Raw genomic sequence first — 13,761 nt, forward strand, 5'->3', positions numbered from 1 at the left:
CCGTCCGAGGTGTCATGTCGAAGGTCCGCTCAATCCGCCGGTACCACAATGATTGTGGCCGTGGTGGTAACGCCATCGGCCGCCGCCGCGAGGCCGGTAGTGCCATTGCTGACGGTGCGGACACCGGCGCCCGCCAAGGCGCGTCCGGCCAGGCTGGCCGCGGCCATCTCGCCGAACATGACCCCTTGCGGCGTCGTGGGGATCGTCGGGACAGGCCCCATACTCGCGCTCGGCAGTACCGAGGCGACTGTCTTCATCACGGGCGCGGCTGCGGCCCAGCCTTGCGGGACCGACAGCGAGCCGACCAGGGTCGCGCGGCCCATAAAACCCGCTACGCCCCCGTTCTCTGGTGTCACCGCGGAGACGTAACCACCCCGTAACGGAGCCAGCGGCGACAGCCCGCCGGCGATGGCCTTCCCGCCGCCGAGCAGTTCGGCGACACCCGGCGCGTTCTGGGCCAGCCCCAAGGCCTGCAGGGACAGCAGCCACCAGCCGCCGGGCAAGATGATCGCCCCGATGGGGCTGTAGGCGCCGGTGATGGCGGCGAAAAACGGCCTGAGGGCGGCGGTGATGGGGTAAATGGCTTCGATGATCGATGCCGCCGGCGTCGCCGCCGCCGCCGACGGTGTCGACGCCAGGCCTTGCAGCATCGCGGGCAGCGCGTCGATCAGCGCCGGCAGCTGGGATACGACGTCCGGCGCGGCATTCTGCGCCATCGCTGCGGATTGCCTCGCCACCGCGGACGAATCGGTGGTCTGCGGCGGCTCAGTGAAGTGCGGCAACTGTGTGGCCGCTGCCGACGAGGCAGCGTAGGCATACATCGCCGCGGCGTCCTGGGCCCACATCTCGGCGTACTCCGCTTCGGCGGCCGCGATGGCCACGGTGTTCTGGCCGAGGATGTTCGTGGCGATCAGCGTCATCAACAGGCTGCGGTTGGCGGCGATCACCGGTGGGGGCACAGTCGCCGCGAACGCTGTCTCGTAGGCCATGGCAGCGAGTCTTGCCTGCATCGCGACCTGCTCTGCCTGGGCAGCGGACTGATTTGCCCATGCCACATACGGGGCGACGGCGGCACTCATCGACGTCGCTGCCGGTCCAAACCACGACCCGACGGTCATGCCCGAAATCGTCGAACTGTACGCCGCCGCATAGGAATACAGCTCGGCTCCCAGCGCATCCCATGCCGCGGCGGCAGCCAGCAAGGGCCCCGATCCGGCGCCCACGTACATCCGTCCCGAATTGACCTCTGGTGGCAGCGCCCCAAAGTCCACCCGTTGCCTCCCGTCCTCTGGCGCCAGGGTAGGAGCGCATACGCGACCAGCCGGCAAACAAGCTCCGGCTCAAATGGAATTCATGGGATTCGCAGGCGGAACATATCTATGTTTCATGTGATTGGAGAGGTGCTCCGCCGCGCCGCGGTCGAACCCGCCGTCGCCAGGTCAGCGTTTTGCGTCGAGTTGCTGCGGGCAATAGTATTTCGCCGCGATCGCCAGGAAAGACGCGGCGTGATCATTGGTGAGCCCGGAGTTTTCACTCTTGAGCTCGTCCAGCATTTGCGGGCCGAATTCGCCGTTGGCCATCGACACGCACACCGCTTTGGCGAACTTGATCGCCCCGTCAGGGGTCGAGTAGGTGATGCCCGCGCTCCGCAGCGAGGCGAGGAAACCGGCCTCGTCGACGCCGGGCGCCGCCGGGTCGCCATGGGTAGGCGGGGCCAGCGCGATCGCGGCCGAAACGCCGACGCCGAGCGCCAGCAGCAGTCTCATGACCGGTGATTGTCCCATGTTCGGGACGTGACCGCAGCGGCGCGCGGCGCTTCGCAGACATGTTGAGCGGCAGTGTGTTTCACGGGTCAGTGCTGCGGCAGGGCGTCAGGCCTTGGCGAGCTGGTGGGGGCAGTAGTACTTCGCGGAAAGCACGGCGAAATTCGACGCCATCTCCATGTCCATCCCGGGATTGTGGGTTTTCACGTCGTGGACCAGCTCGAGGCCTGATTCGCCGTTGTTCAAGCACGAACACACCGCCCTGCCGGCGGCGACGGCCGACCCCGGGCTGTTGAAGCTGAAGCCGGCCTGCTGCAGCGCGGCGACGAAGCCGCCGTCGTCCCCGTCGGGCACCGGCGGAGGGTCGGCGTACGCCGGTGCGGCCAGCCCGATCATCGCAAAGACGCCAAGCAACGCCAGTAGTCTTTTCATCGCTATCACCTTTCCGTCGTGGCGGATTGTCCTTGCCGCTCAACCCAATTGGGCATCGGCGGGTATGACCTTTGACTTGTCGCCCTTCTTCAGATGCACGGCGTGGATGCCCGGCTTCTTGGCCAGCTGCTCGAGCAGCGCGTCGAGGTTCTCTTGATCGACGTTGTGGTGTTGCACGGTTTCGGGCTGCTCCGAGATCTGTGCGACAAGGCGTTTCAGCTGTTCCGGTGATTGCTTGTCTTTGAGGTCCTTGATGGGAGTCATCCGGTTGCGCACACCGGCACGCGCCACCGTGGGTCCACCGGAGCCGACGGCGCTGCCGAGCATCCCGGCCAGCCCCATCGAACTGAACAGGCTCCCCTGGCCCAGCGCGGCCGCGGGCACGGCTTCGGTTCCGGCCGCCGAGAGCGCGGCCGCAACCGTTCTCACGGCCGGGGTGGACGTGGCCCAGCTCGGCGGGATGGACAGCTTTCCGACCAGTGTGCCGGCGTTGCCCATGCCGGCGATCGGGGTGATCGAGCTGTACAGGGTGCCGCGGCCGAAGCCCAACGCCCCCAGCCCGGCGCCCAGGGCGTCTTTTGGCAGCGCCCCGTACCCGACGGGTGGTGCGAACTTGAGCCACTGGGACAACGGAAAGTTGACCAGCAAGCCGATGTCGTTGAACTGGGTGGTCAAACCCAGTGGCACCTTCACGGCGTTGTACATGCTGGTGTAGAAGCTGGCCCCGCCCGGGACGGTATTGAACAGATTGGTCATGAACGTTTGGTACAGATAGGCCAGGTTCGCCGGGACGGAGAAGGGCCCGCTGTAGGGCAGGGTGGTGGTCGCCGCCGACGCGGCCGCGTTCGCGACGTTGGCGGCCGGGGTGCTGGCCGCCGAACTCACCGCGGCGGCCTGCATCGGCTCGGCCGCCTCGTTGGTGGTCTTGGGCGCCGGGCTGAACTCCGTCAGGTTGTTGGACGCCGTCGCCGACGAGGCGAAGTAAGTGTCCATGGCGGTGGCGTCCTGAGCCCAAAATTCACTGTACTGGGCCTCATTCGCGGCGATCGCCGCCGTGTTCTGCCCGAACAGGTTGGTCGTCACCAGCTGTGCGAGCAGGGCCCGGTTTTCCGCGATCACCGCCGGCGGCACGTGGGCGGCGAAGGCCGTCTCGTAGGCGGCCGCGGCCTCGGTGGCCTGGATCGCGGATTGGGCGGCCTGCGCGGCGGTCTGCTGCATCCAGGCGACGTACGGGGCGGCCGCGCTCGCCATCGCCAACGATGACGGTCCCACCCAGGGCCCGGCCGTCAGGCTGGAGAGCACCGACGAGTAAGACGCTGCGGTGGACTGCAATTCGGTGGCCAGGTTCTGCCAGGCCGTCGCCGCGGCCACCAAAGACCCCGCGCCCGGACCGCTGTACATCCGGCCCGAATTGAACTCGGGTGGAAAGGCTCCGTAAAACATCTCTCGTACCCCTACCTTCGCGTCCGGGCGGTCGGTGATTGGCTGCCATCCGATTGCGTCATCGCGATCACTCCTCGATGCACGGGATCACGATGATGGTGGCCGCGGCCGGATCGGCCTCGGCGGCAACGCCACCCAGCGAACCCGCCACCGAGGCGGCACCGCCGGCGGGCCGGGTTGCGGCGGCCGCGACGGCGCGTCCGGCCAAGCTGGACAGGGCCATCTGGCTGAACACGCCCTCTTCGCCGACCATTGCGGCCGGCGCCGCGGCCATGTTGGTCGGCAGCACCTGGGCGATGGTTCGGATCGCCGGGGCGGCCTCGGTCCAACCCTGCGGCACCGACATGCTGCCCACCAGAGCGGCTTTGCCCATCGACCCCGATACCTGCCCCGCCCCGACCGCGGAGCTGAGCACGGGCTTGACGGCGTTGGCACCACTGGTCAGCGGCGCCAACGCGCCGGAAATGGCTTTGGGCCCAGCCAGATAGGCGGCCGCGCCCTGTCCGTTCTGCCCCCAGGCATAGGCCTGGCCAAACGACAGGAACGGACCGCCGGGAATGGTGGTCCACGACTGCGGCGAGTACACGCCCGTCACCACCGACCAGAACTCGTTCCAGTTGGTGATGAAACTCGGCGTGGTCAATTCCGTCGACGTCGTCGCCGCGGAGCTGGCATTGGTGACGGCCTGGGCCGCGGGCTGCATCGTGCTGCTCAGCTGCGCGAGGTGGCTGGCAGTGTTCGAGCTCGACTGCCCGGTGCTCTGGGCGACCGCGGCCGCCTGTGTGGGGCCCGCCGAATCGTTGGTGGTTCGCGGCGGCTCGGCGAACGGGGTCAGCTGAGCGGCACTAGCTGAGGTCGCCGCGTAGGTATACATCGCGGCGGCATCCTGCGCCCACATCTCCATGTAGTGGGCTTCGGTGGCGGCGATCGCCGGCGTGTTCTGGCCCAGGATGTTGGTCGCGATCAACGTCGCGAGCAGCGAGCGGTTGGCCGCGATCACCGGCGGCGGAACCGTCGCGGCGAAGGCGGCCTCGTAGGCGCCGGCCGCGAGCTTGGCCTGGGCGCCGGCCTGTTCGGCTTGCGCGCCGGTGGCATGGATCCAGGCCACGTAGGGAGCGGCGGCGGCCGCCATGGCGATCGAGGATGGGCCTGTCCACGGCCCCGTTGCAAGCGTCTCGATGGTCGAGCTGTACGACGCCCAAGTGCTTTGCAGCTCCGCGGCCAATTCGTCCCATGCCGCGGCAGCGGCCAGCAGCGGCCCCGAGCCCGCACCGACGTACATCCGCCCCGAGTTGTATTCCGGCGGATAAGCCCCGAAATCCAACATCTAGGGCCTCCGATCCCTCATCTGGCGGCTGGCGCACGCACCGCTCCATGGCCGCGACATCGACACAATGGCGACACCTCGCAAGGAATGCGACGGAATCGTTATAGGACACATGCACAAACCTCATGTGGTGCAGGCAACAAAGCCATACCGCTCCTAGCTGTAAATGGGCGCCCGAATGGCGTATGAACAACTGGTCAAGCCACGCTGCTATTGCACTGACGATGCTGACCAACGCTTATTCAGTGGGCGTTCCCGTCAGGTAAACGTTTGTTAAACAAATGTGTTTGCAACGGCTTGACCTGTGTGAGACCGCTGCATGCAACGGTTGAGTTTGTGGGGTAAATCACGTGGTAAAGCGTAGGTGGGCAGCGTTGACCACACGGCTTGATATAACTCAAATCCGTGGATGCCTAACTCGCGTATTCTGATTGCCTAATCGGCACCGTTGCCGACGCTATAAACTACGCTCAGAAGCTACCGCTGTTGTCTCCGATCGCGAATCTTGACAGCCTCCTATATCAATTAAAGAAATTACTAAGCGCGATATTGTGCGGACCGTCGGAATAGCACCCCGGACAACACTGTCGGTTGTGGTGACGCACTCGAAGTATTCCGGGTTGCGGACCGGCGCCGGTGGTGACCTTCCGACGCGCGAGCCGAGCAGCGGCGCTCCACGGGGCGCCGGTAGTAACCGGCACACCAGGAACGACGGCCCGATATTCGGCGTCCGAGAGCGCGGCCCGGGCGCGGAACAAAGCACCTCGGGCAGCTATAGCGCCGAACTGATAATTGATCTTCACAACCGTTCTCCTAAGGTTCCCTCATACGAGTAGACGCGGCCACTCTGCTGTGGCACTGATTAGCTACTGGCAGTTTCCTGGAAGGCCGTTTCTGCAGATCACTGCGGCTTTCCGGTCTCACTGGAAGCAGCGGCAATGGACGATGAGACGTTGCCGAACAGCCGCCATTGGGAATTGCGCGCTCAGGTAAGGGATTGAACGGCCGAGCATCACGAAGGCGGTCCGTCCCCCGGCGCGGATTCGGCAGGGCAAACGATGTCAGCGCCGCGCCACCCGACGTTTGTCAGCCTCCGGTATGGGCGTTAGCCACCGCTGTGGGGGTTTGTTCCGCCATCGCTGGCGGAGAGACGATCGGGACAGTAGACGCTGGCCGCGGCCTGGACGAAGAGGGCGGATTTTGCTGCGGTGAACGCCGGGTTGAGCTCATGGACGTCCCTGATGATGTCGAGCTCCGTGGCGCCTGAGTTGGCCAAGTCGCAAACCTTTTGCCCCGCCTTTATCGCGCGGTCGGGGTTCGAGTAGGTGATACCCGCCTTGTTGAGGGCGGCGAGGAACGCGTCGTCGTCGGAGCCGGCGTGCGCTGGTATTGCCGTGCCGGCCACGGCAATGACGGCAGTCAGAATCGGTAGGTACTTCATGCCGGAATTCGCTCTCTTTATCCGGCGGCCGGTGGGCGACCCATGATGCGGGGGCGAAACCCGTACATCGGCTCGGAGAACTCGTCCTCATGCCCACCAGGGATGCCCGCCAGCGGCACACCCGGCATGCCGACTCCCCCAGCCTGTTCCATCACCATCGGGGTGGCAGAACCGAAGCCGTGGTAAGCGCCTAGGCCGACCTGGGTCGTCGCCGCCACTGGCGTGATTGCCGCCCCAGCCGCGCCCCAGGCAGGCGGAACCGACAAGGCCCCCACCAGACTCGCCTGTCCGACGCCGGCTACCGCCGCCGCGCCGGGCGCGGTCACCGACGCCAGGTTGGCGGTACCACCAAGACCGGCCGCCAGCACCCCCAGTCCCGACGTGCTTGCGTCTACCGCATTCAAGGACGAGATGGAATTCATGTTGACCGCCGAATCGACGAACGACGTCGGGTTCAACAACCCGCTGGTGGTAAAGGCATTGGACAAGTTTGCGACCGAGGCGTTGTTGAGGAAGCTCCCGAACACGTTGCCGTCGGATCCATCCAAAAAGTTCATGAGTCCCGCCAGCCCGGGCTGGCCGGAGCCGTTAGTGTTCGGCGCGAGTCCCAGCCATGCGAGCAGTCCTCCCGACGGGTCGCCGGCGCCGGTCGCGTCGTTGGCTTGAGCGACCGTGGCGGCTTGCTGCGCGACGCCGCCGCTGGTGGTGCCGGACCGCGGCTGTTGGAACGGCCTCATTTCGGTTGCCGCGCGCGAGGCGGTGCTGTAGCTGGTCATCGCGGCGGCGTCTTGAGCCCACATCTCGCCATATTGGGCCTCGTTGGCCGCAATCAATCCAGCGTTCTGGCCGAACAGGTTGCTCGCCACCAACTTCGTCAGCTGCGTGCGGTTGGCCGCGACGAGGGCCGGAGGCACGGTTGCGGCGAACGCGGCCTCGTATGCGGCCGCGGCCGCGTTGGCTTGTGTACCGGCCCGCTCCGCCTGGGCGGCGGTGTTGTTGAGCCACTCGACGAACGGTGCCACCGCCGCCGACATCTTCGCCGAGGACGGTCCGAACCAGGATTCGCTGGTGAGCGCCGCGATCACCGATTCATAACTGGTTGCAGCGGAACGCATTTCAGCGGAAATGGTGTTCCACGCGGCCGCGGCGGTCAGCATCGATTCCGAGCCGGGGCCGGAATACATTCTTGCCGAGTTGATTTCGGGCGGCAATCCCGCATATAGCGACATGGCATCTTCTCCAGAGTGTTCAGCCGGCGGCCGGCGGACGTGGCATGACGACGGGCCGGAACCCGTATTTGGGGATGGCGCGGCGCAGTCGCCGGCCGGTGCTACCCGTCGGCCCCGCGACACCTCCGGGCCCACCCGCGGCTGGGGCCGCCGTGGTGTCGGTGAGACCGGTGACGCCGGTGGCCTGGACGGCCGTTTGGCCAGGGTTGATATTGGCCGCCGACGTCCAGCTCTGCGGCACCGACAGCGATCCCACCAGCCGCGCGTTGCCCACCCCGCCGGACGCGCCGCCCAAGCCGGCCGACCCCACCGTGCTCGACGCCAGGCCGGCACTCGTGGCGTCGTCGGCGTCGGCGGCGAAATCCGCGAGGCCCCCCAGCGTCGTCGCATGCTGGGCTGCCAGGACGCCCTGGACCGAGGAAATGATGAACTGCGGGTTGAAGGGACCGCCGGCCAGCGCGCCATTGACGACGGCCGTGCTGAAGAAGTTGCCGTTCGTGAACGTACCGAAAGCGGAATCATCCGATCCGCTCAGCAGGCCGGCCAGATACGACGACAGCGAACCGGGCGACGAGATACCGCCCCCGGCCGACGACAGTGCCGACTGCACCGAACCTGCTGGCGTTTGGGCCGCCTGGGCCACCGTGTTCGCCTGCGCCGCCACCCCGTCGGTGTTCGCGGTGGACGGCGGCGTAACCAACGGAGCCAGTTGCGACGCGGTGCTCGAAGCGCTGGCGTAGCCGTTCATCGCGGCCGCATCCTGCGCCCACATTTCGGCATACTGCGCCTCGGTGGCCGCGATGGCGGGCGTGTTCTGGCCGAACACGTTGGTTGCCACCAGCGCGGCCAGCTGAGCGCGGTTGGCCGCGATCACCGGCGGTGGCACCGTCATGGCAAAGGCCGACTCGAAGGCGGACGCTGCCGCGAACGCCTGGCCGCTGGCCTCCTGCGCCTGTGTGGCGGTGCCGTCCAGCCAGGCCAGATAGGGCGCGGCCGCGGCCAACATCGACATCGACGACGGCCCCAGCCAACCCGAACCGGTCAGTTCGGTCACCACAGACCCGCAAGCGGCTGCGGCCGAGCGCATCTCCGCGGCCATCGTGCTCCATGCCGCGGCGGCGGCCAGCATCGGACCCGATCCGGGCCCGGAATACATTCTGGCCGAGTTGATTTCCGGCGGCAGCGCCGCAAAATCCAACACGATGCATTCCCAACGATGTCAGCGGGCCGACGCCGCGTTGATGGCCTCGGTGGCCGCATACGAACCGGCGCTGGCCTGCAAGGTGATCGCGAAGTTCTCGTGCAGCGCCGCCGCCTGAGCGCTCAACGCCTGGAACAGCTGGCCGTGTCCGGCGAATCGCGCCGCCGTCAGCATCGACACCACGTCCGCGGCGGCAGGCACCACCCCGGTCATCGGGGCCGCGGTGGCCGAGCTCTGCGCGGTCAGCGCCGAGCCGATCTCGTGCAGCCGACCGGCGGCCACGGCCAGTGAATCCGGCTGTGCGGTAACAAAGTTCATTACAAATCTCCCCACGAAGAAATGAGGCGCGCCAGGATCCCTGGCCGCACCGAGGCGCGCATCAGCGCCACACGTCAGTGAGCGCGCACGTTACGAAAGTTGGCTAAATACAAGCCAATTCAGGAAATATCGATGCCGAGGTCGGATCGAAGCGAGATGGTCATCGATCTGGAATACGGACTGTCGTCGGGACTCACGTCGCTCTCACCTCCTCCAAGCCAGGGCACGCGGGGGTGCCACACGGTGCACACGGGGAGGAACGACCAGGCGAAACAGTCGGTCGCGGCACCCCTCTCGTCAGAGCTTCGGCACCACACGGCGTATCCGGCTACCTGAAGCCGGAAGCCACTTGGGCTCAACCCTTAATCCGGGAAGAGCTGTCCTGACCCTGGGCGTCTTTCGACGTTCGAGGTCAGTGGCCTTTGTCCGTGCAGACGCCTCACCTAGCGAGGTGCTTGCATTGGCCATGGTGGCACTCGGCGGTCGCCGAGTCAAGCTGAAGGACAACGCATCCCCAACGGTTCATGCGCCCGTTACCTGAACCGCGCGCGCAATGCCGGCCACCGGACGGGGTAGGACCCGGCTAGTCCGCCTTCTTCTCGGCGACCGCCGCACTGAGACCCTCGGCCAGATCCTCCCGTGTCAGTTCCTTGAACCGCAGCAGTTGACGTTCGCTGAACTCGGTCACGTCGCTGGCCAGCACCGCATCCAGGTCCTCGTCGTCCAGACGGAAACTGCGATGATCCCGGGCCTTCTCCACCACGTTGCGCACGAAACCGGCGTTGCCCAGCGTATCGATGCCGCGGATGAGATCGCCGTCCTCGGAATAACTTTCGTCGAGATAGAACTTTGTGTACGACGGCAGCAATGCGTGGGCTGACTCATCGGTGATGACGTCTTCGTTCTCCTGGCCCATCAACCGCGTCAGCGCGACCAGCTCGTCCGGGGTGTAACTGAAGAACTCGATGACGGTCGAAAACCGCCGTCGCAGACCCTGATTCACTTCCAGCATTTTGTCCATGGCCTTGGCGTAACCGGCGCCGAAGACCACCAGCTCGTCGCGGTGGTTCTCCATGTACAACAACAGCGTGTTGATGATCGCGTTGCCGTACGGGTCACCCTGCTGGTAGCCCTTCTCGTGCAGCGTGTGCATCTCGTCGAAGAAGACCGCGCCGCCCAGGGCGCCCTCGAGCATCTCCTCGGTGTTCTTCTCCGCGTCGGCCATGTACCGCCCCAGCAGCTTGGTGCGGCTGGTCTCCACCACCACGGGCTTGCGCAGCACGGTCAACCCGCACAGCTGCTTGCTGAAAGCCCTTGCCACCGAGGTCTTTCCGGTGCCGGGCGGTCCGAGCAACAGCGTGTGGCGCGAGGTCACGGGCACCGGGAGGCCCATCTTGGCGCGCGCCAGGTTCACCTTGGTCGTCGACTTGATGAGCTTGATCTCGCGCTTGGCGCGTTCCATGCCCAGCATGGCGTTGAGCTCGGCGTCGCCCTCGGCCAGGTACTTCGCCGCCTCTTCGGCGTGACGAGCGGCCTCGGTCTCGGCCCGGGTCGGCGCGCTGTCGGAGTCCCACGGGTCGGTGCGGGCCTCGATCGTTTCCGGGTCGGTCAAGACCAGCCGATAATTGGGATTGTCCAGCGCCTCGCGGGCCGGCGTGAACTTCGGGTCCCGCGAGTACACTCGCCGCAACAACTCGACGGCCTCGTCCTCGCGGCCGAGGTGTCGCAGGCACATCCCCTGGGTGTACAGGGCGATGTTGGCCGCGCCGGGCACCCGGTCACCCTCGATGGCGTCCTGACCGCGGCGCAAGGCCTCCTCGAACACACCCAGCGAAGCCAGCGCCGTGGTGGCCATCGCGGCACCCGCGGCCTTCAGCTCGGGCTGTCGCCAGCTCTTCCCCTCGGCGAACTGGTTGAGCACATCCGGCCACCGAGCGGTGCGGAAGTACAGCACACCGCGCACGTAGCTGACGAGTTCCTCGTCGACGGGCTGGCGGGGCTCGACGCTGTCGATGAGTTTTGCGGCTTCCTCGTAGCGTTTCGCTTCGGCCAGGACCGCGGCGTACGCGCACGCCAACGTCTCGACGCTGGTCACCGCCAGCCGCAGGAACAGCCCGTCGGAAACCTCGGGACGGAACTGCAGCTCGGTGACTCCGAGGCGGCGAGTCTCCCAACCGAACGTCCGGATGGACGACCACGCACCGGAGAGCACGTCAATGCTCTGCTCCCCCACCAGGATTCGCGCCAGCCAGGCGTCACACATGCCTGGATCCAGGTTGGTCGCGGTGGCGAACATCTGCGCCGCGACCTGCGGGTTGTGACTGGGCTGCAGCCCGTTGACCGAGACGCCGGAGGCCAACAGGCCGGCGACCATCGCGTTGCGGGCGCCTTCAGCGGTGGATTGCGGCCTCGTCATTGCGCTACAGGTACGCCCGCCGAGCTCCCTCGCAGCTGGTCGACGGATAACGCAAGGTCTTCATCGTCGGCGCGCAGTGGACGACTCGGCACCACCAGCAGGGGGCGCGCCGTGGGGGCGGGCAGGCTGGCGCGCACGGCGGCCAGCTGGCGTCCGGTGAGACGGTTGAGCCCCGACGCGACGTTCCTGCGCAACCGCTTCTCGGTGTGGTAGCGAACCCAAGCCGATACCTGCGGCCGGCCGCCGCGCGAGGTGAGCCGGATGGTCAGCACGGTCGCGAAGGTCTCGTCGTCCCACAGCTCGTCCAGCTTCTCGGTGGTGATGTCGGACGGCGACAACCACAGGCTGGTGACGAAACCGTTGAAGTGCTTGAGGCGGCGCCACCCGGGACGGCTCCAGGTCGGTTCCAGATCGGCCAGCACCGCCCGGTCGACCTCGGCGAGCTCGTCGGCCGTCAACGGCCGGGCCGCACAGGTCAGCCCGTCGAGGTCCTGGGCGAGCCGCTCGGTGGCCGCCACCAGGGTGGACGCCAGCGAATCGCGGGCGGCCACGGCGGCGACGTTGCGCTGCGGGTTCATCCGCAACACCAGCCAGGTGCGGCGAATGTAGGAGGTGGGCTGGTCGTTGGCCACCTCCCACTCTTCGGGCCCCCAGTCGTCCAGCTTGGACAACTCAGCGGCTCTGGCTTCGGGGCCGCCGCGCCGGACCTTCACCGACACGATGTCGATGTCGTCGAGGTGGATGTCGAACTGGCGCAGGCCCGACGCGACCGCCGACACCAGCAGCGTGGGGGGCGAGTTGCGGTGACGAAGCCGCGAGGCCGACTCCTCGTCGCCGCCGTTGATCGCGATCACCGTGACCAACTGGCCGTCGTGCTGCCGCACGCCGACCTTGTCGCGCCCGTATTGGCGTTGGTGATCGAGGGCAGGGGTGCGGCCGGCGGCCAGCGCCGAACCCGGGTCGGCGGACCAGTCCCACAGCCACGTGGCCAACCCCGAGGTCACCGTCAGCCCGTGATAGGTGACCAGCGACAGCAGCGTCACCAGCAGGGCCAGACCGACGCCCACCCAGAACGCGATCCGATACGTGCCCTGCCATGACTCGGGGCAGTGGCTGGCCACCACCATGATCACCACGTCGACCAAGAACACCGCGGTCAGCCGCGGCCACGTTAACGACAACCCAAATCTGCGCTGAGCCTTCATGAGTGTTGCTGCTCCGCCCCTATTGCTGTTTCCGCGATCGCTTCATCAGCATCGCCGTACCGAACACTCCGCCGCCGATGAGTAGCGCGCCCAGCAAGCCGCCGGCGGCCACCCACACTGGCACCATATCCCGGTGCGGCACGGGTTTCGGAACGTTCAGCGGTGCCGACAGTTGCTGCGGCGGCTTCACCGGACCGTCGGGCACGTCCCAGGTCAAAGCCGCGACCGGGTCGACGACGCCGTGCCCGACCTGGTTGTCCACGCCGCGTGCCGGCGCCCGGGCGGTACGCGTCAATCGGTTGATGACCTGATACGCCGATAGCTGCGGGAACTTCGCCCGCACGAGCGCGGCGACCCCGGACACGATCGCCGCCGAGAAGCTGGTGCCGGACGGGACCAGCAGCGTGTTGTCGGGCCCGTCGATCGCGTTGATCAGGCCGTCATCGCGGGGTGACAGACCGATGACGTCCGTTCCCGGTGCGGCGATCCCGACCCACGGCCCGGCCACGCTCGTCGACGCCTGACCCTGGTTGCCCTGGCTGAGCGGGCGGCCGTCGTTGTCCACGGCGCCGACCGTCAGGACGTAGTCGCTGAACCAGGACGGCGTCACGACCGTGGTGACCGCGTTCCAGTTGCGAGGATCGTTGGGCTGCAACGGATCATGCGGCGGGTTCTGCTTGCAGTCCTTCTTGCTGGTGTCACCCGCGGCGGCCACGATGACGGCGTTCTTGTCGACGGCCGCGTAGCGCACCGCAGCGCCCAGCGAGCGCTGGTCGATGATGTTGCGCGCGCTCATGCAGGTCACATCGGAGATGTTGATGACCTGAGCCCCCATGTTGGCGGCGTGCACGATCGCCCGCGCCATCGTCTGCACGTTGTCGATCTTCGCCGAGGTCTGTGGATCCTCGTCACCGGTGTAGGCGTCCTTGAGGCCGAAGGCCTGGCTGGATTGCCGGATCGCGATGATGTCGACGTCCGGGGCCACC

At 66.8% G+C, this 13,761-nt stretch carries 12 protein-coding genes and 1 riboswitch; all 12 genes read right to left on the reverse strand.

The genetic code is table 11. The annotated features are described in order from the left end of the window. Positions 1-29: 29 nt before the first annotated feature. The gene (locus DQP58_RS11740; RefSeq protein WP_112708555.1) at positions 30-1,271 is read right to left on the reverse strand and encodes a PPE family protein; all 1,242 of its coding nucleotides are present in this window, start codon (positions 1,269-1,271) and stop codon (positions 30-32) included. Between the two features lie 168 nt (positions 1,272-1,439). Beyond that, positions 1,440-1,766, reverse strand: a complete 327-nt coding sequence (locus DQP58_RS11745) for a DUF732 domain-containing protein (protein WP_112708568.1) — start codon at positions 1,764-1,766, stop codon at positions 1,440-1,442. Positions 1,767-1,871: 105 nt separating this feature from the next. After that, on the reverse strand, positions 1,872-2,195 hold the full coding sequence (locus DQP58_RS11750) for a DUF732 domain-containing protein (protein WP_112708556.1): 324 nt from the start codon (positions 2,193-2,195) through the stop codon (positions 1,872-1,874). Positions 2,196-2,234: 39 nt separating this feature from the next. Beyond that, positions 2,235-3,638 carry a PPE family protein gene (locus tag DQP58_RS11755; protein WP_112708557.1) on the reverse strand — a complete coding sequence of 468 codons (1,404 nt, stop codon included), beginning with the start codon at positions 3,636-3,638 and terminating at the stop codon, positions 2,235-2,237. Positions 3,639-3,705: 67 nt separating this feature from the next. After that, the gene (locus DQP58_RS11760) at positions 3,706-4,965 is read right to left on the reverse strand and encodes a PPE family protein (RefSeq protein WP_112708558.1); all 1,260 of its coding nucleotides are present in this window, start codon (positions 4,963-4,965) and stop codon (positions 3,706-3,708) included. Between the two features lie 1,105 nt (positions 4,966-6,070). Next, positions 6,071-6,406 carry a DUF732 domain-containing protein gene (locus DQP58_RS11765; protein ID WP_112708559.1) on the reverse strand — a complete coding sequence of 112 codons (336 nt, stop codon included), beginning with the start codon at positions 6,404-6,406 and terminating at the stop codon, positions 6,071-6,073. A gap of 17 nt (positions 6,407-6,423) precedes the next feature. Further along, positions 6,424-7,635, reverse strand: a complete 1,212-nt coding sequence (locus DQP58_RS11770; protein ID WP_112708560.1) for a PPE family protein — start codon at positions 7,633-7,635, stop codon at positions 6,424-6,426. Positions 7,636-7,654: 19 nt separating this feature from the next. Continuing rightward, positions 7,655-8,836: a PPE family protein gene (locus DQP58_RS11775; protein WP_112708561.1), complete on the reverse strand. Its 1,182-nt coding sequence runs from the start codon at positions 8,834-8,836 to the stop codon at positions 7,655-7,657. Positions 8,837-8,854: 18 nt separating this feature from the next. Then, positions 8,855-9,154: a PE family protein gene (locus DQP58_RS11780; RefSeq protein ID WP_112708562.1), complete on the reverse strand. Its 300-nt coding sequence runs from the start codon at positions 9,152-9,154 to the stop codon at positions 8,855-8,857. 282 nt (positions 9,155-9,436) lie between these two features. After that, positions 9,437-9,612: riboswitch (M-box (ykoK) riboswitch) on the reverse strand. Positions 9,613-9,737: 125 nt separating this feature from the next. Then, the gene (eccA5, locus tag DQP58_RS11790; RefSeq protein ID WP_112708563.1) at positions 9,738-11,570 is read right to left on the reverse strand and encodes a type VII secretion system ESX-5 AAA family ATPase EccA5; all 1,833 of its coding nucleotides are present in this window, start codon (positions 11,568-11,570) and stop codon (positions 9,738-9,740) included. Next, the gene (eccE, locus tag DQP58_RS11795; RefSeq protein WP_112708564.1) at positions 11,567-12,775 is read right to left on the reverse strand and encodes a type VII secretion protein EccE; all 1,209 of its coding nucleotides are present in this window, start codon (positions 12,773-12,775) and stop codon (positions 11,567-11,569) included. The genes eccA5 and eccE overlap by 4 nt, the downstream gene beginning before the upstream one ends. 19 nt (positions 12,776-12,794) lie before the next feature. After that, a partial coding sequence (locus DQP58_RS11800) for a S8 family serine peptidase (RefSeq protein WP_165827849.1) occupies positions 12,795-13,761 on the reverse strand: 967 nt, incomplete at its 5' end.

Source organism: Mycobacterium colombiense (assembly GCF_003284975.1).
GTDB classification, from domain to species: domain Bacteria; phylum Actinomycetota; class Actinomycetes; order Mycobacteriales; family Mycobacteriaceae; genus Mycobacterium; species Mycobacterium europaeum_A.